Here is a 23274-nt window from a genome sequence, read left to right on the forward strand (position 1 = left end):
CGTCGATGACAGCAGGCGGCGACCATCCGACGAGACCGACCGTGAGGTCCGCAGGAGGCGACTGGCGTGGATCTGTTCGAATACCAGGGCAAGCAGTTCTTTGCCCAGTACGGCATGCCGGTATCGGACGGCGAGATCGCCTTCACCGTCGACGAGGCGGTGACGGCCGCCGAGCGGCTCGGCACACCGGTCATGGTCAAGGCCCAGGTCCACACCGGTGGCCGGGGCAAGGCCGGTGGCGTCAAGTTCGCAGCGACCATCGACGACGTCCGGCAGCACGCGACGAACATCCTGGGCCTGGACATCGGTGGCCACGTCGTGGGCCGGGTGTGGGTCGAGCGGGCCTCGGACATAGCCGAGGAGTACTACGCCTCGTTCACCCTCGACCGCTCGGCGAAGAAGCACCTGGGGATGCTCTCGGCCGAGGGCGGCGTGGAGATCGAGACGGTGGCCGACGAGAACCCGGATGCCATCGCCAAGGTCTGGATAGATCCAGTGGACGGTCTAGACGAGGCGGGAGCCCGGGCCTGGGTGGCTGCTGCGAACCTGCCCGATGCCGCCGTCGAGGGCACGGTTGACGTCCTCCAGAAGCTCTACACCGCATACGTGGACGGTGATGCCGACCTGGTTGAGATCAACCCGCTCATCCTCACGCCCGATGGCCGGATCCACGTGCTGGACGCGAAGGTCACCCTGGACGGCAGCTCGGTGTTCCGCCACGAGGACTACGTGGAGTTCGATGAGACGCAGACCCGGGACGAGCGGGAGACGGCAGCCCACGCCCGGGGCCTGCAGTACGTGGGACTGGACGGCTCGGTGGGCGTGATCGCCAACGGCGCCGGGCTGGCGATGTCCACCGTGGACGTGGTCAACCAGGTCGGGGGCAGCCCGGCCAACTTCCTGGACATCGGCGGCGGCGCCAACGCAGACGTCATGGCCGGGGCCCTGGAGGTCATCAACAACGACCCGGCGGTGCGGTCCATCTTCATCAACATCTTCGGCGGCATCACCAGGGGCGAGGAGGTGGCCAACGGCATCATCGGGGCCCTCGAGCGGGTCCGGATCGACGCCCCGATCGTGATCCGACTTGATGGCACGAACGCCGAAGAGGGTCGGGCAATCCTGGAGCCGCACCTGTCCGACACCCTGCAGATGGCGCCGACGATGCTGGATGCGGCCCGACGGGCCGTGGAGCTGGCCACAGCGGCGGGCACCGACGAGAACCGGGGGGTCTGAGCCGTGAGCGTCTTCGTCGACTCTGCCACGAAGGTCGTCTACCAGGGGCTGACCGGCAGCCAGGGCCGCTATTACGGCCTGCTGAACCGGGACTACGGCACGCGGGTGGTGGCCGGGACGAACCCCAGGAAGGCCGGGACCGACGTTGACGGCATACCTGTCTACGCTTCGGTCGCCGAGGCGGTCGCCGAGACCGGGGCCACCGCGTCGTGCATCTTCATCCCGGCGCCCGGGGTGCGCGACGCCGTGCTGGAGGCCGCCCGGGGTGGCGTGGAGTTCATCGTGGCGATCACCGAGGGTGTACCGGCCCATGACGAGGCCGACCTGTACAACCGGCTCCGCCGGGACTTCCCGGGCGTGCGGCTGCTGGGCCCCAACTGTCCGGGGATCATCTCGCCCGGCCAGTGCAACATAGGCATCACCGCCGGTCACATCGCCCTGCCCGGCGGTCCGGTTGGCATAGTGAGCCGGTCCGGCACGCTCACCTACCAGGCGCTGTACGAGCTCAAGGAGAAGGGCATCGGCTGCACGACGTGCATCGGCATCGGTGGCGACCCGGTGCCCGGCACGTCGTTCATCGACTGCCTGGCCGCCTTCGAGGCTGACCCCGACACGAAGGCCGTGATGATGATCGGCGAGATCGGCGGGTCGGCCGAGGAGGAGGCCGCCGAGTTCATCGCCGACCACATGACCAAGCCGGTGTCGGCCTACGTGGCCGGCGTGACCGCTCCGCCCGGCAAGAAGATGGGCCACGCCGGTGCCATCGTCTCGGGAGGTCGGGGAACGGCCCGGGCCAAGATGGATGCGCTGCGGGACGCCGGGGTCAGGGTCGGCCTGAACCCGACCGAGGCCGGCGAGCACATGGCCGACATCGTCGCCGAGCTGGGCTGACAGGGACCCGCCTGCCGTCCACAGGGGGCACAGGTCCGCCTTTCGTCCACAGGGGGCACGCCTGCCTGCCCCACCTCACCGCAATCCAGGGGAACGCGCCCGGTTCCTACCGCCATTTCGCCATCAGCGGTTGCGGGGGCCGCTGGTACGGTCGCCCCCATGTCGTTGGCGGTGCTGGTCTCGGGTACGGGCTCGATCCTGGATGCGATGGTGTCGGCCGGCCTGCCGGTCGCCCTGGTCGTGTCGGACCGACCGTGTCCGGCCATCGGGATGGCGGCAGACCATGACGTGGAGGCCGTGGTGGTGCACCGGGACTCCTATGGAGACGACTTCGACCGGGACGCCTACACGTCCCGCCTGACCGACCTGCTGGTCGACCGGGGGGTCTCGCTGGTGGCCATGGCGGGGTTCGGCACGATCCTCGGCCAGCCGATCTACAACCGCTTCGCCGGACACATCCTCAACACCCACCCCGCCCTGCTGCCCGCCTTCCCCGGCTGGCACGCGGTACGTGACGCTCTCGCCCATGGGGTGACCGTCACCGGCTGCACCGTGCACATGGCGACCCTCGAGGTGGATGCCGGTCCGATCCTGGCCCAGGGGACCGTAGAGGTGCGTCCCGACGACGACGAGGTCAGCCTCCACGAGCGCATAAAGGCCGTCGAGCGGCGCCTCTACGTCGACACCATCCGATCCGTCCTGGGTGGCGAGCCGCCCGTTCCGGCGGGTGCCTCCGGTGGAGCATCGGCATGAGCGCCCCGACGGGCCGCCGGGCTCTGCTGTCCGTCTACGACAAGACGGGGATCGTGGAGCTCTCCCGCGGGCTGGTCGAGCTGGGGTGGGAGCTGGTCTCCAGCGGGGGTACGGCCTCGGTCCTGGTTGACGAGGGCCTGCCCGTCACCGAGGTCGCTCAGGTTACTGGCGCCCCCGAGATGCTGGGCGGACGGGTCAAGACACTCCACCCAGCGATCCACGGCGGGATCCTCGCCGACCGGTCCGACCCCGATCACATGGCCGAACTTGAGGCCCATGGCATAGACCCCATCGATCTGGTGGTGGCCAATCTCTACCCGTTCGCTGAATGGCCGGGCGTCGAGATGATCGACATCGGCGGGTCGGCCATGGTGCGGGCGGCGGCCAAGAACCATGCACACGTGGGGGTGGTTGTCGACCCGAGCGACTACCCGGACCTCCTAGATGAGTTGCGGTCAGGCAACCTCCTGTCCGAATCCACTCGACTGGCCCTGGCCCGTAGGGCTTTTTCCCATACCGCCTCCTACGACGCGTCAATTATGGCTTGGTTCGATTCCGGCCTCCCGGTTTCCGACACTGATTCCGGCTTCGCCGCAGCCCTTCCCGACACCCTGCATCTAAGCCTGGAGCGGGTCGATGAACTTCGCTATGGGGAGAACCCCCACCAAGCAGGAGCCCGGTACCGGTGGGCCGCCGACCTGACCGGTTGGTGGGATGCAGCAATCCTCCACGGCGGCAAGGCCATGTCCTACCTGAACGTTTTCGACACTGAGGCCGCATGGCGCCTGGTGAACGAACTGGGCGATGAGCCAGCCGCAGTGGTCGTAAAGCACGCCAACCCGTGCGGGGTGGCCGTGGCCGAGAACGTCTCCGACGCCTACCGGGCGGCTCACGGCTGTGATCCCGTCTCCGCCTTCGGGGGAATCGTGGCGCTCAACCGGATGGTCACCATGGCGGTTGCCGAACCGCTCTCCGAGGTGTTCACCGAGGTAGTCGTGGCCCCGGCCTACGAACCCGAGGCCCTCGAGGCGCTCCGAGCCCGGGCCAACCTGAGGATCCTTGAAGGCCCACCTCCCGGGCGAGCCGACTGGATCCTGGATTTGCGCAGTATTGACGGAGGGCTACTCGTCCAGACCGTCGACCAGGTCGATGATGATTCGCCGGCCTGGAGGGTGGTAACCGACCGGGAACCCACCGACTCGGAGTGGGCCGATCTCGCCTTGGCGTGGAAGGTGGCGGCCAGGGTGACCTCGAACGCCATCGTGCTCGTCAAAGACCGCCAGGCCGTCGGCATAGGGGCTGGCCAGCAGAATCGGCGCGACGCCGCCCGTATAGCCGCGGAGAAGGCCGAAGGTCGGGCCACCGGGGGAGCCTGCGCCAGCGACGCCTTCTTTCCGTTCCGCGACGGCCTCGATGCCGCCATCGACGCCGGTGCCACTGCGGTCATCCAGCCGGGCGGTTCGGTACGCGACGACGAGGTCATTGCGGCCGCTAACGAGGTCGGTTTGGCCATGGTGTTTACCGGCCGACGCCACTTCCGTCACTGACCGGCCCAGGTCGTCGGACCGACCCGCCCGGAGTCATCGAGGGATAGCGTGCCCCGCCATGACTGCACAACTGCTCGCTGGTGGGCCGGTCGCCGAGGCCGTGCTCGATGATGTCCGCTCCCGGGTCGAAGCGCTCGCCGCCAGGGGGGTCACGCCGGGACTTGGCACGATCCTCGTTGGCGACGACGGCGCTAGTGCCGGTTACGTACGCAAGAAGCACGAGACCTGTGAGTCGGTGGGCCTCGCCTCCAGCCACATCCAGGTCCAGGCCGGTGACCCCCCTGCGGCGCTGGACGAGGCCGTGGCCTCGTTCAACGAGGACCCGTCGGTCCACGCGTACATCATCCAGCACCCGGTGGCTGAAGGCTTCGACTTCAACGCCGCCCTGTCGGCCATGGATCCAGCCAAGGACGCCGATGGCCTCCACCCGACCAACCTCGGCAGGTTGGTGCTCCAGGAGGACGGTCCGGTGCCGTGTACGCCGGCCGGCATCCAGGCCCTTTTCGTGCACTACGACATCGACATCAGCGGCAGGCACGTGGTCGTGATCGGCCGCGGTCCGACCCTGGGCAGGCCGCTGTCGCTGCTGCTCACCACCAAGGCCCCGGGCGCCAACGCCGCGGTGACCGTGGTGCACTCGGCGGTTCCCGACCTGGCCGACCTGACCCGTGAGGCCGACATCGTCATAGCCGCCCTCGGCGTTCCGTCCTTCGTTCAGCCCGACATGGTGAGGTCGGGAGCGGTCGTGGTGAGCGGCGGCATCTCCTGGGAGGGTCGCAAGCTGCTGGCCGACGTCGACGAATCGGTGGGCGAGGTGGCGTCGTGGATCACCCCCCGCCTTGGTGGCGTGGGCCCGACCACGGTGGCCATGCTGCTGCGCAACACCGTCGAGGCTGCGGAGCGCTCCGTCTCCTAGCCGTACCGGCTCCCGGACCGGTGGCCCGGTCGGACCCCTGACCCGGCGGGTCGACGGCCCCGTTTGATGGCCCTGTGGCCCGGCGGCCCGACCCGACAGGCCGGCTGGTCCACTGGATGTTGACGGGTCGGGAATCGGTAGGGTCGGCCCCATGGCAGAGAAGATCACGATGGGCGCAGGCGGCGTCCTGAACGTTCCGGACGACCCGATCATCCCGTTCATCGAGGGTGACGGCACCGGGGTCGACATCTGGCCGGCAGCTCGTCTCGTGTTGGACGCCGCTGCGGCGAGGTACGGCCACTCCATCGAGTGGAAGGAGGTGCTCGCAGGGGAGAAGGCCTACAACGAGACCGGTGACTGGCTGCCCCAGGACACCGTCGACACGTTCTCCGAGTACATGATCGGCATCAAGGGCCCGCTGACCACGCCGATCGGTGGCGGGTTCCGCAGCCTCAACGTGGCCCTGCGCCAGATCCTGGACCTGTACGTGTGCCTGCGCCCCGTCCGCTGGTTCAAGGGTGTGCCCTCGCCGGTCAAGCGTCCCGATCTGGTCGACATGGTGATCTTCCGCGAGAACACGGAGGACATCTACGCGGGCCTCGAGGTGGAGGCCATGACCCCCGACGCCCTGAAGCTCCGGGAGCTGCTCGAGGACGCCTTTGGCTGGCGCATCCGTGAGGACTCCGGCATAGGGATCAAGCCCATCTCCAGGACGGGATCCCAGCGACTCCAGCGGGCCGCCCTGCAGTACGCGGTGGACCGCGGCCGTCCCCGCGTCCACTGGGTCCACAAGGGCAACATCATGAAGTTCACCGAGGGCGCATTCCAGAAGTGGGGCTACGAGCTGGTGCGCGACGAGTTCTCCGACGTGGCAGTCGGCTGGGACGACTGCGGCGGCGAGCCGGGCGACAGGATCCTCGTGCAGGACACCATCGCCGACATCGCCCTGCAGCAGGTGCTGACCCGACCATCGGAGTTCGACGTGATCGCCACCATGAACCTGAACGGCGACTACCTGTCAGATGCCCTGGCCGCCCAGGTCGGCGGCATCGGCATCGCGCCCGGTGGCAACACCAACTATGTGACCGGCCATGGAATCTTCGAGGCCACCCACGGCACCGCACCCAGGTACGCCGGTCAGGACAAGGTCAACCCGTCGTCGGTGTTGTTGTCCGGGGCACTCATGTACGAACACATCGGCTGGCAGGACGCCGCCGACGACATCGTGCGTGCCATCGAGTCTGCCGTCTCCGACAAGATCGTGACCTACGACTTCGCCCGGCTGATGGACGGAGCCACCGAGGTCAAGTGCTCGGAGTTCGCCTCGGCCGTAGCCGACCGGCTCTGACCTGACCTCCGGGGACGCAGCCGTGCCGCGGTCCAGTACCGCCTCGGGGATCCCTGAGAGCGTGGTGAGGCGCGGGTGGCGGCTGACCCGACGTTCGCTGCGGGCCCATCCGCTGGCCCACGCCACGGCCATCATGGGCGCCAACGTGTTCGCCCTGGCCGTGGTGGGCTTCACCGTGGTCATCGGTCGGGTAACCGACGAGGTGATCGTTCCGGGCCTGGACGGCGACGGCGTCACCCGCCGGTCCCTGCTGATCGCGGTGGCCACTGTCGTGGGTATCGGCGTCGTGCGCGCTGCGTCGATCATGGTCCGCCGATGGTTCAACATGCTGGCGATCAGCAGGACCCAGCGGACCTGGCGGCTGGCGGTCACGGACCGGTTCCTGGACGTCCCGCTGGACTTCCACCGTTCCAGGCCGGCCGGCCTCCTGCTGGCCCATGCCGATGCCGACGTGGAGGTGGCCACCTCCATGCTCATGCCGCTGGCGTTCTCCATGTCGGTCGTGGTGCTGGCGCTGGCCTCGCTGGCCAGCCTGCTGGCCGTCCACCCATTGTTCGCGTGCGTAGCCCTGCTCCTGTTCCCGACGCTGACGGTGCTGAACCAACGCTTCACCAGGGCCGTCGAGGCACCATCGGCTCGGGGCCAGGCTGCGGTCGGCGTGCTCTCGGGCATCGCCCACGAGAGCCTCGACGGCGTGATGGTGGTGAAGACCCTCGGCAGGGAGCGCGAGGAGCTCGAACGGTTTGCCGAGGTGGCGGACGAACTGCGCGGGCACCGCCTGGAGGCCGGTCGGCTCCGCAGTGGATACGCGCCGGTCATCTACTCGCTGCCCAACCTCGGGGTCATCGTCCTGCTGGTCCTGGGCACGTGGTTGGTGGGCCGAGGGTCGGTGTCGATCGGAGACGTGGTCCGGGCCATGTCCCTGTTCAGCATCCTGACCCTGCCCATGGAGATCCTGGGCTACATGTTCCAGGAGATGCCGCGCTCGGTGGTCGCCATGGACCGCATCGACCGTGTCCTGGCAGTCAGCCCCGAGTCCAGGCCGGACCCCGTGCCCGACGTACCGGATCCGGTCGCCGTGGAGTTCGACCGGGTGTCCTACGCCCACCCGCCTGCCGGATTGGTTGCCGGTCGGGCCCCGACCGCCAGGACGCCCGTCCAGGCCCCGGTGCTGGTAGACCTGTCCTTCCGGGTGCGGCCCGGAGAGTCGGTCGCCATGGTCGGTGCCACCGGCTCGGGTAAGAGCACCGTGGTCTCCCTGCTCTGCGGCCTCGTCCCGCCAACCGGTGGCCGGATACTGCTCGGTGGAGTCGACGTCGCCGACCTCGGTTCGGACGGCGCAGCCGGCGTCGTGGCTCCGGTCCTCCAAGAGACCTTCCTCTTCGCCGACACCGTTCTGAACAACCTGACCCTGGGGCGCGACGTACCGGCCGAAGAGATCCAGGATGTCCTGGCCATCGTGGCGGCCGACGGGTTCGTGGCGTCGATGCCCGATGGCCTCGACACCGTGGTCGGAGAGCGGGGCGTGACCCTGTCGGGCGGACAGCGCCAACGCCTGGCCATTGCCAGGGCCCTGCTCCGTCGGCCCCGGGTGCTGGTGCTGGATGACTCCACGTCGGCCGTCGACCCCACCATCGAGGCCGGGATCCTCCGAAACCTCAGGGTCACGCCGTCGGCCGGACCTGCCAGCTCGGACCGAGCGGTGCCGACCCTGCTCGTCATAGCCCACCGACTGGCCACCATCCGCTTGGCCGACCGGGTCCTGTTCCTGGACGGCGGGCGCATCGCCGCCTCGGGCACCCACGAGGACCTGCTGGACGTACCCGCCTATGCCGCCCTGGCCCGTGCCTACGAGGAGGACAGCCGGTGAGCAGCGCAGACCCGGCCCGCGAGGCGCGGGCGTTGGACGACATCGAGGGTGCCGGCGCCTTCGGCGTCCTTCGACGGGGGTTGGCCGCCTCGCCGGAACTCCGTGACGGGCTGGCCTTCACCGCCTGCATGGCCCTGGCCGTCGCAGGTTCCAAGCTGCTGGTACCGCTGACGATCCAGGCGGTGCTGGACGGCGCGGTCAGCGCCGACGGCGTACGGATGGGACGGGTGCTGGTGTTGTCCGGAGGGGCCGCCGCGCTGGTCATCGGCAGCATCCAGCTGGGCCGGGCCACCTACTACCGGTTGGTCCAGACGGCCGAGAACGTGCTCTACGGCCTGCGGGTGCGCACGTTCGAGCACCTCCACCGGCTGAGCCTCGCCGAGCACACGGCATCCAGCAAGGGCGCCCTAACGGCCAGGGTGACCAGCGACGTCGAGACCCTGACCAAGTTCGCCCAGTGGGGCGCCGTGGCGTGGATCATCAACTCGGTCCAGATCGTGGCCGTGCTGGCCATCATGGCCGCCTACTCGTGGCAGCTCACGCTGGTGACCCTCGGCCTGCACATCCCCCTGCTGCCGATCCTGCGCTGGATGCAGAAGCGCCAACTGCTCGCCTACGACCTGCTTCGTACCCGGGTCTCGGAGACCCTCGGGGTGATCTCCGAGACGGTGCACGGGGTCGAGGTGGTCCGTACCTACGGCTACCGGGAGCCGACCCGCCGTCGGATCCGATCCGCCGTAGACACCCAGTACCGACAGCAGATGGTGGCGGCCCGCTACTTCTCGCTGGTGCTGCCCGCATCCGACGCCTTCGGGGTGACGGCCATCGCCTCGGTCATCGGTGCCGGCGTCTGGTGGGGTGGTGGCTGGGGCGTGAGCTCGGGTGAACTGGTGGCGTTCGTGTTCCTGTCGAACCTGCTGGTGGGCCCGATCACCGAACTGGGCGAGGTGCTGGACCAGACCCAGACGGCGTTGGCTGGGTGGTGGAAGATCCTGGACGTGCTGGACACCGAGGTGGAGGTAGTCGACCCCGCCGAGCCGAGGCCGGTTCCCGGCGGGGCGCTGGAGGTGCGGGTCGAGGCCCTGGAGTTCGCCTACCGGACCGGCGACAGGGTCCTCCACGGGATCGACGCGGTGCTGCCGGCAGGTTCCTCGGTGGCGGTCGTGGGCGAGACCGGATCGGGAAAGACCACCTTCGTGAAACTGCTGGCCCGGCTGGCTGATCCGACGGCAGGTCTGGTGCTGGTCGGTGGGATCGACCTCCGGGACGCGTCACCCGACGACCGGCGAAGGGCCGTGCGGATGGTCCCCCAGGACGGCTTCCTGTTCGACACCACCGTCAGGGCGAACGTCCGCTTCGGCCGGACCGGTGCCACCGACGTCGACGTCGACGCGGCAATCAACCTGCTCGGCCTACGGGAGTGGGTGGACCGCCTGTCCGACGGCCTGGACACGAGGGTGGGCGAGCGGGGCGAGGGCCTGTCGGTGGGCGAGCGGCAGCTGGTGGCCCTGGCCAGGGCCCAGTTGGGCGATCCGGGGCTCCTGATCCTGGACGAGGCCACCTCAGCCGTCGACCCCGAGACCGAGATGGCCCTCGAGCGGGCGCTGGAGCGCCTTGCCGTCGGCCGGACCACGGTCAGCGTCGCCCACCGGCTTTCCACGGCAGAGCGGTCCGACTTCGTGCTGGTGTTCGACGCCGGCCGGATAGCCGAGCGTGGTACGCACGCCGAACTGTTGGACCGGGGCGGCATCTACGCAGGGCTCCACGCCTCGTGGATGGGCAACACCCGTGCCGTCGGGTCCGTCGGGACGTCGGACGTGGTTGGAACCGATGTCTGAGCCGCGGGAGCCGCTGGATCACCATGGCCCGGGAGAACCGCTGGACCCGGTGACGGGTCGGAGGGCCGGTGAGTGGGCCGCGGTGGTCGCCAGCCTTGCTCCCGTCGACGGGCCCTGGCCGCCTACGGGACCGATAGTGGTCGTGGCTCCCCATCCGGACGACGAGCTGCTGGCCGCCGGTGCCACCCTGGCTGCAGCCTCGGACGCCGGGACGGAGATAAGGGTGGTGGCCGTCACCGACGGCGAGCTGTCCCATCCGCACCTGACCGGGAGCGCCCGCGACGACCTGGTGGGTCGGCGGCTGGCCGAGACCGACCGGGCCTATGCGGCGGCCGGCATCGTGGCCTCCCGCCACCGCCTGGCGCTGCCCGACGGCGCCGCCTCGAACCATGCAGATCGGTTGGCCGACCAGTTGACGCCCCTGCTGGACGGCGCCGGCTGGTGCCTCGCTCCCTGGGAGGGCGACGGTCATCCCGACCACGACGTGTGCGGTCGGGTGGCCGGCGACGCCTGTCGGGACCTGGCGGTGCCGTTCGCGAGGTTCCCGATCTGGTCCTGGAACTGGGACGATCCGTCATCGCCGTCCATCCCGTTCGACGGGGCCGTGGCCTGGTCGTTCGATGACGACCTGAGGGCCCGCAAGCAGGCTGGCATCGCCGCCTACGCCAGCCAGGTGCGGCCCGTCGACGGTCACCGTCCGATTCTCCCGGCGGGGTTCCTGGAGCACTTCGCCCGGAACTCGGAGGTGTTCCTGCCGGTCGCCCGCTGAGCGGGCGACAGAACGATGCTGGCCTCATTCGGGCAGGCCCCGTACGTGAGCCGCGTGTCACGCCCACGCGCTGCGGACCGAGATCCGGGCGATCGGTAGCCTCGTATCCGTTCGACAGCCGCTTCCGAGGAGCATCCCGTGAGCCCCACCCCCGTCCGAGTCGCCGTAACGGGCGCCGCCGGCCAGATCGGCTACAGCCTCGTCTTCCGAATCGCCAGCGGTGCCATGCTGGGCCCGGACCAGCCGGTCGTCCTCCAACTCCTGGAGATCCCCCCGGCCATGGGAGCCCTAGACGGCGTGGCAATGGAACTCGACGACTGTGCCTTCCCGCTCTTGGCAGGTCTGGAGTTGAGCGACGATCCCGGGACCGCCTTCAACGGGGCGAACGTCGCCCTCCTGGTCGGTTCCCGTCCCCGGTCCAAGGGCATGGAGCGCCAGGACCTGCTGGAGGCCAACGGTGCCATCTTCACCGGCCAGGGGCGTTCCCTGAACGACCACGCGGCGGACGACCTGCGGGTCCTGGTGATCGGCAACCCGGCCAACACGAACTGCCTGATTGCCATGAACAGTGCACCGGACGTGCCCGACGAGCGCTTCACGGCCATGATGCGCCTGGACCACAACCGGGCCCTGACCCAGGTGGCCCAGAAGCTCGGCACGAGTGTCAACGACGTGTCGCGGATGACCATCTGGGGCAACCACTCCGCCACCCAGTATCCGGACCTCGTCCACTGCGAGGTTCCAGGTGGCACCGCCGCCGCGGTGATCGACGACCAGGCGTGGCTGGAGGGCGACTTCATCCCGACCGTGCAGCAGCGTGGGGCGGCGATCATCGAAGCGCGGGGAGCTTCCAGCGCAGCCTCGGCGGCCAATGCGGCCATCGACCACGTGCACGACTGGATGTCGGGTACCCCGGCTGGCGACTGGGTCTCCATGGGAGTTACGTCCGATGGCAGCTACGGCGTGCCGGAGGGGCTGCTGTGCGGGTTCCCGGTCACCTGCGCGGACGGTGCCTACGAGGTCGTCCAGGGCCTAGAGATCGACGACTTCTCCCGGGCCCGCATCGATGCCTCGGTCGCAGAGCTGGCCTCCGAGCGGGACATGGTTCGGGATCTCGGGCTGATCTAGGCGGAGCACCCGGCCAGCGGGAGGCCTGCCGGTCGGCGGTAACCCGGTCAGCCGGCGCGGACCGCGGCGAACACGTCTCCCAGGCCGTCCATCACGGCCCGATGGTCCACCAGCACCCGTGGGTCGCCGCCCAGGACCACGTCGCCGTCGATCACCGCCCGTAGCGGGTCCAGGGTGCCGTTGGCCATGGCGGTGGCGGTGGACGAGTTGGTGGTGAAGCGGAGGTCCGGCTCGTCCGCCGGACCGGCGATAACCCCGACCGTTCCCCGCTCCATACGTACGTGCCAGGTGGCGCCGTCGACCACCCGGTACTCGAGGACCAGGACCACTTCGGTGGTGGCCTTCCGGAGCCCGTTATGGGTCGACGCCGCCACGTCCATGGCCTCGATCCAGGCGTCGGTGAGGGGCTCGACCACGGTTGCGCAGCCTAGGTGCCGGGTTCAGGCCGGTGGCTGCCGCATGGCGGGTGTGCAGCCTGTTCCGCTCCGCCCGGACACCGCGGTGACGGCTACGGTCCGCTCCACCATCCCGGTCGCCACGGCCGGGAGCGGAGCCGAGGTGGGATTACGAAGGGATGACCGCGTGACCGAGATCGGGCGTGGCCAGAAGACCTACGACTACGGGCCCCGTCGCGGCCGGTGGCGTCGCCTGGAGGGCCCCGATGACGTCCTGGACCTGATGGACCACGGCGCCGACGGAATCGTGGCCGTGATCAGGGATGCGGGTGCCACGTTCCTGGGCCCCATCTTCGAGGAGTTGGCCGGCGTGGTGTGCACCGGTGGCACCATCCGGAGCCACATCGGGATAATCAGCCGGGAGTATCGGATCCCCGGTGTGATCGCCGCCGGGCTCACCTACGACCCGGACGACGGGACCGAGGTGGAGTTGGATGGCTCGGGCGACGAGGGCGTGATCTCTCTGGTGGCCGGATGATCGCCGATCCGGGCGGGGATGCCGACGGTGGTTCGGGTGGACCGGCCGCCTATGCCGACGGCGGGAACGGAGGCTCGGACCGTGACCGGGTGAACGCCTGGCTGGCCGCCATCAACCCGGTCACGAAGCGGCTGGTCGCCGAACGCACGTCCTACTCGTCCCAGCTCATCCCGGTCACCCCGTACGTGACCGTGTCGTGCATCGAGGCATTCCTGCGGTACCCGGAGGCGGTGGCCACGATCACAGCCGCCATGTCGCCAGAGGAGATCGGTGCAGCAGCCCGACGGCCCGGTTGCCAGGTCGACTCGGTGTTCCTGTGGGGGCTGGCCAACTTCTTCCTCATCGGCCGAAACGTCATGGCCATGGTCGACCCGACGCTGGACTCCGTCGAGCGGACCCACACCGTGCTCGACTTCTGGGCCCGCGCCTCACGGGCCTACAGGGGCGGCCGGCACCTGCATGCCGCCGAGGTGGGAAACCGCCTCGACGTGTTCCACCCCGACATGGTGTCCCACCTGGCCGCCGGGGCCGGTTGGGTGGACGACGAACGCCGTGACCGGATCCGTCGTGCCAACGCCACGATCATCAACCACCTCTTCCTGCTCTACTTCGACACCCGCGTGGGCCACGCAGACACCGGTCCGTACCGCCTGGATGATGGGCGCACCCTGATAGTCCGGGACTTCTACCGCCTGGCCGAGAGTGACTTCGCCTGGTCCGGCGTGGCCGCCAACGTGCCCCACCGGAACCTCACCGCGGCCCTGGTCCTGGGTCCGGAGGTGGACGTGACGATCACCGACTACGGGACGACCATCTCGACGCCCGAGAACTACCTGGACCACCTGACGGGGTTCGGGCTGTTCAGGACCGATGGGGTCGTACCCGGTGGGCTGCCGGTTCCGCTCTCGGACCGGGACCTGGAGGCCACTGCCGTTGCGGCGAAGGCCGCCCAGAGGCAGCACTACCGGGACATAGTCGCCATGGGCCGCGACGAGCGGATCGCCTGCGGGTCCTACGTCTACTTCACCTTCCTGCGACCGTTCGCCGAGATGGCCGGCGTAGCCGACGACATCGACTGGACGTGTCCCCGGGACACACCGGCAGATCTGTACCCGCTGGTCACTGCCGACATGGATCCGCCGGAGCGCGATCCGGACGCCGACATCTATCCGGCCTTCGCCTGAGGCGGATCAGCCTTCCGAACGGGCCAGGTGGTCGACGCCGAGCACCACGACGACGGCCGCCACGGCCAGGGCGGTCGGCACCACCAGGCCACCCGCGGCGTCCGGCCATCCGAGGCCGGCGCCTCCCACCGTCTCTTCAGCGTGGCGGCTCACCACGCCCACCCCGTAGGGCCATGGCCAGAGCACCCGCAGGGAACCCGCCATCAGCCCGACCATCACTGCCAGCACGTCGTCGTGGCGCCGTTCCAGCAGGCCGGCCAGCACCGAGGAGAAGCACGCCAGGCCGACCACCGCACCGATGCCGAACACTGCTGCGTCGACGAGCAGGCGCTCGTCCACCACCGCGATCACGGCGGAGTACATCCCGAGCATGAGCAGCAGAAATGAGCCGGAGATGCCCGGCAGGACCATGGCGCACACGGCCACCGCCCCGGAGGCCAGCAGCGCCAGGAGTGGCGGATCGGTTACCGGAGCACCCTGGAGTCCCAGTCCGGCGAACACCAGGACGGCCACCAGCGCGCCAGTGCCGAGACGCCCAGGTGTCCACGCCACGTTGCGACGTGTCACCAGCACCGAGGCCACCACCAGGCCCAGGAACAGGCCGGCCATGGGCTCCGGGTGGTCGACGAGGGCGTCCTCGATCACGCCAGCCAGCAGGACGACCGTGGTCAGCAGCCCGACCAGCAGGGGGACGAGGAACCACCAGTCGACCTCGCCCAGATGTCGGAGGCCGCCACGGAGATCGCCCCGGGCGAACCGGCCCAGCGCCCGGGAAGCGCAGCGAATGGCATCCAGCAACCGCTCGTAGATCCCGAACAGCAGGGCCAGCGTTCCGCCGGACACGCCGGGGACCACGTCGGCGGCTCCCATGCAGGCACCGCGCCCCACCTGGGTCAACACCGTGCGGGTGTCGGGACGGGTCGGGTCGTGGTGCTGCCCCGTGCCCGCCATCAGGCCCCTGTATCCCCGTCTGACACCAGGTAGGGGGCCAGGCGGGAGGCCATGTCCGCGGAGAAGCGGGTGGGCCTCCCGTTGGTGCCGGTCACCGCCGCGACCACCTCCTGGGTGGCGAGCACCTCGTCTCCGCGGAGGAGCCGTTGGCCCCACCGGGACGAGGCCCGACGCAGTTCCAGAACCTCCGTCTCGATGACCAGTGCATCGCTGGCGATTGCCGGGACCAGGAACCTGGTGGCGATCCGGGAGACGACGAACCGGTAGCCGTCGCCCTCCAGGTCGTGGAGGCCGAGCCCCGCCTCGTCCAGCAGCTCGATTCGGCCGGTCTCGAACAACTGCACGTAGACGCTGTGGTTCAGGTGGCCGTAGGGGTCCAGCTCGTAGAAGCGGACCTTGACCGGATGGCGATGGGGAGCGGTCGGAGCATTCGGCACGCAGGTGACGCTAGCCGTCGGCGTTCCCGGGGCCGGGGCCGCCCAGGGGCTGTCGGCGGGCTGGCGTCCGATGGCACAGGGCTACCCTCGACTCCATGGCAGGTACAGGCTCACCGTTCGAAGTCGAGATCCATTCCGAGGTGTTCGAGCCGGAGTCCGCGGCATCGGAGGGCGGCGCGGTTCTGCTGGTCTCGGGAGCCGATTCGCACTGCACGCGCTGGACGCCGGAGTTGATCCAGCCACTGCTGGCCCTCGGCCATCGCGTCGTGCGCTACGACCACCGGGACAGCGGCCTCTCGACCAAGGTGCCTGTGGAGGTCGGCTACACGCTGGACGATCTTGCCGATGACGCCTGCGCGGTCATGGACGGCCATGGGATCGACCGGGCACATCTGATCGGCCGATCCATGGGGGGCATGGTCGGTCAGGTCATGGCGCTGGACCATGCCGACCGGGTGGTCACGTTGACGCTGCTGGGCTCCACCCCGGGTCTGGGCGACGAGAGCCTGCCCCCGGCCGCCGACTGGCTGGTCGACAGGATGGCAGAGCGGCTCTTCGCCCCACCCCCGGCCAGCCATGGGGAACGGGTGGCCTGGATCGTGGAACTGGACGAGATGTTCGCCGGGAGTCGCTATCCGGTGGCCATCGAGGACCGGATCCGGGTGGCCCTCGATGAGGTGGAGCGGTGCTGGTATCCGGAGTCCGGACACGGTCCGGCGGTCAACTCCTCGCCCTCCCGGCTCGACCGGTTGGGTGAGGTGGTGGCGCCGACCCTCGTCGTGCACGGAACTGCGGATCCGGTGTTCCCGGTCGAGCACGCCCTGGCTTTGGCCGAGGGGATTCCCCGCGCCGAACTCTGGCTGGTGGAGGACCTGGGCCACGAGCTGCCCGATGGCCTCGTGCCCGAGTTCATGGACTGCATGAGGGCCCACCTGGTCCGCGGGGCGTGACTTGACCCACCTGCAGGCCGGCCTGCCGGCCTGAACGCGTGGACCGACCATGCCGGACGCGGAAACGACGCCCTCCCGGCGGGTGGGAAGACGCCGTTCCGTCGGGGCCCTGTTCGAGTCGTCGCGCATCAACGTTCTCCATGGCCCAGCAGGGCTTTGGTCGCGAGAGCGTGAGGGGACCGGCTCGGTGCAGGGGCCTCGGGCTCACCCGCCAGGCGGGGCTCGACACCGTCCTTCGAACCGGTCGGATCGCACGTCGTGCCCTCCCTCGATCGCGATTGGGGACTGCGTCGATCACCACCCCGCCGAAGGGGCGAGACAACTTTGAAACCGTCGCGCCACGGGGCTCATCTGTCAACCGCTGTGGCCATCTTGATTGGCGAATGCCGGGTGCCGGCCGTCAGCGCTGACCGGCCAGGGCCCGGTTCCTGACCTTCGCCTTCACGTAGTCGCGGTTCATGAAGGCGATGAAGTCGAGCGAGATCTCCTTCGGGCAGGCCTCCGAGCACTCGCCGTGGTTGGTGCACGAGCCGAAGAACTCCTCCATTGTCTCCACCATGGACTCGGTCCTGCTCCACCGCTCGGCTTGGCCCTGCGGGAGCAGCCCGAGGTGGCCGAGCTTGGCCGATGTGAACAGCTGTGCCGCCGAGTTCGGGCAGGCGGCCACGCAGGCGCCGCACCCTATGCAGGCGGCGGCGTCGAATGCCTGGTCAGCGGCCACCTTTGGCACCGGGATCAGGTTGGCATCGGACGCCGCACCCGTACCGACCGAGATGTAGCCTCCGGCCTCGATTATCCGGTCCAACGGGGAGCGGTCGACGGCCAGGTCGCGAATCACCGGGAATCCGGCAGCCCGGAACGGCTCGACCACGATCTCGTCGCCGTCCCGGAACTCCCGCATGTGGAGTTGACACGTGGCCGTGGCCTTCTGGGGGCCGTGGGCCCGGCCGTTGATCATGACGCCGCAGGTGCCGCAGATCCCCTCACGGCAGTCGCTCTCGAAGGCCACCGGCTCCTCGCCGGCGCCGTTGAGCTGCTCGTTCAGCAGGTCGAGCATCTCCAGGAACGAGGCGTCGGTGCTGATCGTCTGCTGGTGGACGTCGAACCGGCCCGCGTCGTCGGGGCCGTCCTGGCGCCACACCCTGAGGGTGACGCTGATGGTCTCGCCGTGTCCTCCGGCCATGTCGTCGTGGTCCTCTCCGGTTCCGGTCTTTCGGTCTATTGGTCCCTGTCGTGCGGTGCGCCTGGCCGGCCCTGCCGCCCTACTTGTAGGAGCGCTGTGACAGCGCCACGTTCTCGAAGGTCAGCTCCTCGCGGTGGCGGGTCTGGGCCATGCCCTCGCCGTGCCATTCCCATGCCGCCACGTGGGCGAAGTTCTCGTCGTCCCGCTGTGCCTCACCATCAGGGGTCTGATGCTCCTCACGGAAGTGGCCGCCGCAGGACTCCTCCCGTTGGAGGGCGTCCCGGGCCATCAGCTCGGCCAGGTCGAAGAAGTCGGCCACCCTGCCGGCCTTCTCGAGTGACTGGTTGAGCGTCGCCGCGCTGCCCAGCACGCGCACGTCCCGGCGGAACTCGTCGCGGAGCGCCGGTATCTCGGTCAGGGCCTTCTCCAGCCCGGCCCGGTTGCGGGCCATGCCGATGTACCCCCAGACGAGCCGCCCCAACTCCCGGTGGTAGTGGTCCACCGATCTGGTGCCGTTGATCGACAGCCAGCGCTTCTGCTCCTCCTCCACGCCGCGCACGGCCTCGGTGAACACGGGGTCATCGGTCGGAACCGCCGACTGGCCCAGGAGGCCCGCCAGGTCGTCGCCGATGGTGTACGGGAGTACGAAGTAGCCGTCGGCCAGGCCCTGCATGAGCGCGCTGGCCCCCAGCCTGTTGGCCCCGTGGTCGGAGAAGTTGGCCTCGCCGATGGAGTACAGGCCGGGCACCGTGGTCATCAGGTGGTAGTCCACCCAGAGTCCACCCATCGTGTAGTGGATCGCCGGGTAGATACGCATGGGCTTCTCGTACGGGTTCTCACCGGTGATCCGGTGGTACATGTCGAACAGGTTCCCGTACTTGGCCGCGATGGCCTCCACCCCGTCGCGGGCTATTGCCGCCTGGAAGTCCAGGAACACGCCGTTCTTGAGCGGGCCCACGCCGCGCCCTTCGTCGCACACCGTCTTGGCGTTCCGGGAGGCCACGTCACGCGGTACCAGGTTCCCGAAGGCCGGGTACTTGCGCTCCAGGTAGTAGTCGCGCTCGGACTCGGGCACGTCGGCCGCAGCCCTGGCGTCATCGAACGCCGTGGGGACCCAGATCCGTCCGTCGTTGCGGAGCGACTCGGACATGAGGGTCAACTTTGACTGGAAGTCGTCGCTGACCGGGATGCACGTCGGGTGGATCTGCGTGTAGCAGGGGTTGGCGAAGAAGGCACCCCGCCTGTGGGCCCGCCAGGCCGCGGTGACGTTGCACATCATCGCGTTCGTGGAGAGGAAGTAGACGTTGCCGTAGCCCCCGGTGGCCAGCACGACGGCGTGTGCCGAGTGTGGCGTGACCTCGCCGGAGAGCAGGTCGCGGGTGACGATCCCGCAGGCCCGACCGTCTTTGAGGACAACGTCGAGTAGCTCCGCGCGGCTGTGCAGCTCGACGGTTCCGGCCGCCACCTGGCGCATGAGGGCCGAGTAGGCACCGATCAGGAGCTGCTGTCCGGTCTGGCCCCGGGCGTAGAACGTGCGCGACACCTGGGCGCCGCCGAACGAACGGTTGTCCAGCAGCCCGCCGTAGTCGCGTGCGAACGGCACGCCCTGGGCCGTGGCCTGGTCGATGATGTTGACCGACACCTCGGCGAGCCGGTGGACGTTGGCTTCCCGGGACCGGTAGTCGCCGCCCTTGACGGTGTCGTAGAAGAGGCGGTGCACCGAGTCGCCGTCGTTCGGGTAGTTCTTCGCCGCGTTGATGCCGCCCTGTGCGGCGATGCTGTGCGCCCGTCGGGGGCTGTCGTGGAAGGTGAACGCCTTCACCCGGTAACCCAGCTCGCCGAGCGAGGCGGCCGCCGAGGCGCCGGCCAGGCCCGTGCCCACGACGATGATGTCGAACTTCCGCTTGTTGTTGGGGTTGACCAACTTCATGGAGAACTTGTGGTTCTCCCACTTGTCCGCCATGTCCCCGGCCGGGACCTTCCCGTCCAGGCGTGGGCTGGTTCTCGTGCCGGTGTCCACGTGGGTATCCATGGTCACGGTGACACGCTCCCCGCCGAATCGGTCGTGTTCCCATCGGTGGTATGCCGGTCGGCCGCCGAACCCTCGGCCTCCTCGGCCAGGCAGGCGTTGCCCTCGACCTCACCGACCGGACAGACCCGTTCATCCTCGTCGATCAGCCCGGCCTGGGTGAGGATCGGGAAGCTCAGGTTTCCAACCAGGATCAGGCCTGCCAGCGCCGTGGCCAGGGTGCGTCGCAGGTGGTTGTAGCGGGGGTTGTTCACCCCGAGGCTCTGGAACATCGACCAGGCACCGTGGAATACGTGCCACGCCAGGGCGATGTTGGCCGCCACGTAGATGATGGCCACCGGTAGGTAGCCCATCGACTCGGCGACGTTGTGGTACGGGTCGCCCGACACGAAGTCGTCGCCCAGCCACCAGCCCCAGGTCAGGTCGGCCAGGTGGAACAGGACGAACAGGGCGATGATCGGACCGGTCCAGCGCATGGTCCGGCTGGCATAGGTGGCGGCCACGTGGTCCCGGCCGCCCTCGTACTTCTTGGCGCCGCTGATGCGACCAGCCTTCTCGCTGGCGTTGCCGCTCATACGACTGAGGGTGATCGCCGAGTGGAGGTGGACGACGAACATGGTGAACAGGCCGAGGCGCATCAGCCACAGCACGCCACCCTTGGGGACCAGGCCACCGCCGATGGTCCGCAGGGACTCGGCGTACTCGTGCATGCGGGCCGGACCCTCGTACACGTGGAGGTTGCCGACCATGTGGACGATGACAAAGCCGATAAGGCCGATGCCGGTCAGGGCCATGACCCACTTGCGGCCGACCGCCGACTGGTAGAGGTTCAACGGGAAGGGCCATTCCCGTCCGCGTGGTTGGACCGGTGCCACGCGGTAGCGCTGGTCGGTGGTTTGTGCCATGGACTCTCTCCTCGGGAGATCACCGTGGCGGCAGGCGGGCCGGGATGATCGCCGGGACGAGGGTAGCGCGTGGTCGTTGGGACGGTCCGTGCGGATGGTGGGGCCAGATAGCGGATCGCCGGGCTGGATGACGGGCCCGGTGGACCGCCGGGTGACGTGTCGCGTCGGCCGACCTTCAGCCTGCGCCGATGCGGCCCCGGTAGTGGTTGGTGGCGGTCCGCCCGCCGTCCGGGCCGGAGCGTTCTCCACTGCGTGCTCCGCCATCTGGTCCGGGCTGCGTCACCTGCAGGTCCAGCACCACCTCGCCGGTGGCGTCGCCGAGTCGATGTTCGACCGTCCCTATCAGGGTGACGGAGTCCGCCTCGATCGAGCCACCCCACGACCATGTCTCATCCCGGCCGGCCACGGTGAGCACGGCGTCCACCCGGATGTGGTCTATCGGAGTCCGGCCGTCGTGGACGACCAGTATCCGGCAGCGCATCGTCGACCTCGGGGTGATGGACACGGGTGGAGGGTCCGCCACCACGATCGTCTGCGCGCAGGCTGCGGCGACGGCCTCGAAGGCCGGCTTCGGAACCCGACCGTGGTCCAGCAGGGAACCGGAGATGGCCGGGGACCCGTCCAGCAGGCGGTCGAGGGCGAAGCCCCCGGTGGGGAGGTACTTGCGACGTCGCAGTGACTCGATCTGGATCCGCAGCAACTCGGCCTGATGGCGGCGGGTGGCTGCCGCCCATGATCCGGCGTCCGAATGGTCGGCCGGCGGGAACCGCCGGATCAGCACGTCTGCTTCGGCTCCGTACTTGGCGGCCAGACGCAGCATGTCGACGTCTGGCCAGGTGGCCGGGTCGAGGGTGCCGTCGTCGAGGGCGGGAGAGCCCTCCGGAACCGACTGGGACCCGAATGCCGACACGAAGCGGCCGACCCGGGGCAGGCGGTCCAGGTAGTCGTCCAGGTCACCGCGCCGACCGCTGTACCAGCCGAACCACAGGTGGCTGTCGGCGTCGTCCAGGTGGGGCAGGTTGGGGAGTACCCCTGAATGGCTGATGACCGGTCGGGATGGGTCGGCCTGGTCCAGTGCCCTGCGGACCGTGCGGTCCAGGACGGTTCGGTTCCAGGTCGGCCGCTGTTGCTCCAGCAGCCGCGGCGCTGCCCTGGTGCGGTCGACCGGGTCGGGAGAATCGTGCCCGCACCACACCACCACCGACGGATGGTGGCCCAGCAGGTCGACCATTTCCCGGGCCTGTCGGGCCGCCTGTCCGCGTACCTCCCGGTGGTAGCCGCCGGTCAGGGGCATGTCCTGCCAGAGCAGCATCCCGGAACGGTCGGCCGCCTCGTACAGGGCTGGCGCCGATACGTGGCCGGCCACCCGCAGCAGGTTCAGGCCGGCCTGGCGAGCCCGGTCCAGGTCGGCGGCGGCCGATTCGACGGTCACCGATGACAGGCGGCGGTCCAGGGGCGGGACGATTGCCCCACGCAGGAACAGCCGCTCGCTGTTCACCTGCCAGATGTGGTCGCGCATCCGGACCGACCTGAAGCCGATGGTGCGGACCGCGGTGTCGCTGACCAGGCCGTCCTCGGTGGCCACGTCCAGCACCACGTCGTTGAGGGGCTGGTCGCCGAGCTCGGCAGGCCACCACAGGGGGGGGCGGGGTACCCGAACCGTCCACTCCACCCGGTTCTCACCCCCGGCCAGCGGTTGGCCGTGGCGGTGGTCGATGCCCAGAACCCGGGTCCGGAACACAGCGGACCGTGGACGGTCGGCGTCGACCACTGCGCGCAACGCCAGGGTGGCCACGTTGTCGGTGGCGTGGGTGCACACCACGCGGACGTGGCGGAGGTGGATCGGTCCGGTCCGGTGGAGGCGTACCGGTCGCCAGATGCCACCCGGGTTTACGTCCCCGGGGCCGCCCTGGGTAGAGCCGGTGAGGGTGCGCTTCTCGTCGGGGTTGCCGACCCTTGGACATGTGACCTCCACGGCCAGCAGGTGCTCGGATCGGGAGCGGGCGGCATCGGTGACCTCGAGGGCGTGGCGGTGGAAGTACCCCTCGGTGGGGCCGAGGTAGGAACCGTCCAGCCAGACGTCGCCCTGGTAGGCCACCCCGTCCAACTCCAGCCAGAGCCGCTGGTCGGTGGCCGGTTCCACGGTCGGGAACCGGGTCCGGTAGAGCAACGGGCCCTCTTCCCCGCTGAAGTCGGCCTCGTCCTGCCAGTGCCCGGGGACGGCGACCTCCGTCCAGTCGCCATCGTCCAGGTCGTCGGCGGGGAAGGTCCGGCGGAGGGCGTCGTCGGCCACATGGGCCCGCCAGGGCCCCGGGAGCTCCATGACGGCGACGCTACCGGTGGCTCGGCGGTTGGGCGGGGCGACTGCGCGGCTTCCCGACGTGGCTGGACGGCGGCGAGAACTCT

The 23274-nt window shown here is 69.3% G+C and carries 20 protein-coding genes; 13 read left to right on the plus strand and 7 right to left on the minus strand.

What is annotated here, in order from left to right:
- Positions 1 to 66: 66 nt before the first annotated feature.
- From sucC to MK177_04845, 10 genes are all read left to right on the plus strand, one after another.
- On the plus strand, positions 67 to 1236 hold the full coding sequence (sucC, locus tag MK177_04800) for an ADP-forming succinate--CoA ligase subunit beta (protein MCH2426634.1): 1170 nt from the start codon (positions 67 to 69) through the stop codon (positions 1234 to 1236).
- A gap of 3 nt (positions 1237 to 1239) precedes the next feature.
- Complete coding sequence (gene sucD, locus MK177_04805) at positions 1240 to 2127, plus strand: succinate--CoA ligase subunit alpha (protein MCH2426635.1); 888 nt, start codon at positions 1240 to 1242, stop codon at positions 2125 to 2127.
- Between the two features lie 159 nt (positions 2128 to 2286).
- On the plus strand, positions 2287 to 2880 hold the full coding sequence (gene purN / locus MK177_04810) for a phosphoribosylglycinamide formyltransferase (GenBank protein MCH2426636.1): 594 nt from the start codon (positions 2287 to 2289) through the stop codon (positions 2878 to 2880).
- Positions 2877 to 4427, plus strand: a complete 1551-nt coding sequence (gene purH, locus MK177_04815; GenBank protein MCH2426637.1) for a bifunctional phosphoribosylaminoimidazolecarboxamide formyltransferase/IMP cyclohydrolase — start codon at positions 2877 to 2879, stop codon at positions 4425 to 4427. Before purN ends, purH begins: the two co-directional genes overlap by 4 nt.
- 58 nt (positions 4428 to 4485) lie before the next feature.
- Positions 4486 to 5343, plus strand: coding sequence for a bifunctional 5,10-methylenetetrahydrofolate dehydrogenase/5,10-methenyltetrahydrofolate cyclohydrolase (locus tag MK177_04820; protein ID MCH2426638.1), 858 nt, complete (start codon positions 4486 to 4488; stop codon positions 5341 to 5343).
- Between the two features lie 151 nt (positions 5344 to 5494).
- Positions 5495 to 6691, plus strand: coding sequence for an NADP-dependent isocitrate dehydrogenase (icd, locus tag MK177_04825; GenBank protein MCH2426639.1), 1197 nt, complete (start codon positions 5495 to 5497; stop codon positions 6689 to 6691).
- Between the two features lie 64 nt (positions 6692 to 6755).
- Positions 6756 to 8561 carry an ABC transporter ATP-binding protein/permease gene (locus MK177_04830; GenBank protein ID MCH2426640.1) on the plus strand — a complete coding sequence of 602 codons (1806 nt, stop codon included), beginning with the start codon at positions 6756 to 6758 and terminating at the stop codon, positions 8559 to 8561.
- Complete coding sequence (locus MK177_04835; protein ID MCH2426641.1) at positions 8558 to 10399, plus strand: ABC transporter ATP-binding protein/permease; 1842 nt, start codon at positions 8558 to 8560, stop codon at positions 10397 to 10399. The genes MK177_04830 and MK177_04835 overlap by 4 nt, the downstream gene beginning before the upstream one ends.
- A gap of 136 nt (positions 10400 to 10535) precedes the next feature.
- Positions 10536 to 11168 carry a PIG-L family deacetylase gene (locus tag MK177_04840; protein ID MCH2426642.1) on the plus strand — a complete coding sequence of 211 codons (633 nt, stop codon included), beginning with the start codon at positions 10536 to 10538 and terminating at the stop codon, positions 11166 to 11168.
- A gap of 138 nt (positions 11169 to 11306) precedes the next feature.
- The gene (locus tag MK177_04845; GenBank protein ID MCH2426643.1) at positions 11307 to 12296 is read left to right on the plus strand and encodes a malate dehydrogenase; all 990 of its coding nucleotides are present in this window, start codon (positions 11307 to 11309) and stop codon (positions 12294 to 12296) included.
- A 47-nt stretch (positions 12297 to 12343) separates the two neighbouring features.
- Here the strand turns inward: MK177_04845 and MK177_04850 are convergent, their stop codons facing one another.
- Entirely contained in the window at positions 12344 to 12712 is a 369-nt protein-coding gene (locus MK177_04850) for an SCP2 sterol-binding domain-containing protein (GenBank protein MCH2426644.1), read from the minus strand.
- Between the two features lie 166 nt (positions 12713 to 12878).
- Here MK177_04850 and MK177_04855 point away from each other — a divergent pair, with 166 nt between their 5' ends.
- Entirely contained in the window at positions 12879 to 13229 is a 351-nt protein-coding gene (locus MK177_04855; GenBank protein ID MCH2426645.1) for a PEP-utilizing enzyme, read from the plus strand.
- On the plus strand, positions 13226 to 14413 hold the full coding sequence (locus MK177_04860; GenBank protein ID MCH2426646.1) for a hypothetical protein: 1188 nt from the start codon (positions 13226 to 13228) through the stop codon (positions 14411 to 14413). The genes MK177_04855 and MK177_04860 overlap by 4 nt, the downstream gene beginning before the upstream one ends.
- 6 nt (positions 14414 to 14419) lie before the next feature.
- On the opposite strand, the gene MK177_04865 is transcribed toward MK177_04860, so the two are convergent.
- Positions 14420 to 15364, minus strand: a complete 945-nt coding sequence (locus MK177_04865) for a DUF368 domain-containing protein (protein MCH2426647.1) — start codon at positions 15362 to 15364, stop codon at positions 14420 to 14422.
- A complete protein-coding gene (locus MK177_04870; protein MCH2426648.1) occupies positions 15364 to 15801 on the minus strand; it encodes an acyl-CoA thioesterase in 438 nt (145 codons plus the stop codon). Before MK177_04870 ends, MK177_04865 begins: the two co-directional genes overlap by 1 nt.
- Positions 15802 to 15896: 95 nt before the next feature.
- Here MK177_04870 and MK177_04875 point away from each other — a divergent pair, with 95 nt between their 5' ends.
- Positions 15897 to 16751, plus strand: coding sequence for an alpha/beta fold hydrolase (locus MK177_04875; GenBank protein ID MCH2426649.1), 855 nt, complete (start codon positions 15897 to 15899; stop codon positions 16749 to 16751).
- A 400-nt stretch (positions 16752 to 17151) separates the two neighbouring features.
- Here MK177_04875 and MK177_04880 read toward each other — a convergent pair whose 3' ends face one another.
- The 4 genes from MK177_04880 to MK177_04895 all read right to left on the minus strand — a co-directional run bounded on the left by MK177_04880 (position 17152) and on the right by MK177_04895 (position 23191).
- Entirely contained in the window at positions 17152 to 17934 is a 783-nt protein-coding gene (locus MK177_04880; protein MCH2426650.1) for a succinate dehydrogenase/fumarate reductase iron-sulfur subunit, read from the minus strand.
- A gap of 79 nt (positions 17935 to 18013) precedes the next feature.
- Positions 18014 to 19966 carry a fumarate reductase/succinate dehydrogenase flavoprotein subunit gene (locus tag MK177_04885; GenBank protein ID MCH2426651.1) on the minus strand — a complete coding sequence of 651 codons (1953 nt, stop codon included), beginning with the start codon at positions 19964 to 19966 and terminating at the stop codon, positions 18014 to 18016.
- Between the two features lie 2 nt (positions 19967 to 19968).
- The gene (locus MK177_04890; GenBank protein MCH2426652.1) at positions 19969 to 20868 is read right to left on the minus strand and encodes a succinate dehydrogenase cytochrome b subunit; all 900 of its coding nucleotides are present in this window, start codon (positions 20866 to 20868) and stop codon (positions 19969 to 19971) included.
- A 175-nt stretch (positions 20869 to 21043) separates the two neighbouring features.
- Positions 21044 to 23191 (minus strand): hypothetical protein, encoded by a 2148-nt coding sequence (locus MK177_04895; GenBank protein ID MCH2426653.1) that lies wholly within the window; start codon positions 23189 to 23191, stop codon positions 21044 to 21046.
- Between the last annotated feature and the right edge of the window lie 83 nt (positions 23192 to 23274).

It is taken from the genome of Acidimicrobiales bacterium (genome assembly GCA_022452145.1).
Classification (GTDB): Bacteria; Actinomycetota; Acidimicrobiia; order Acidimicrobiales; family MedAcidi-G1; genus UBA9410.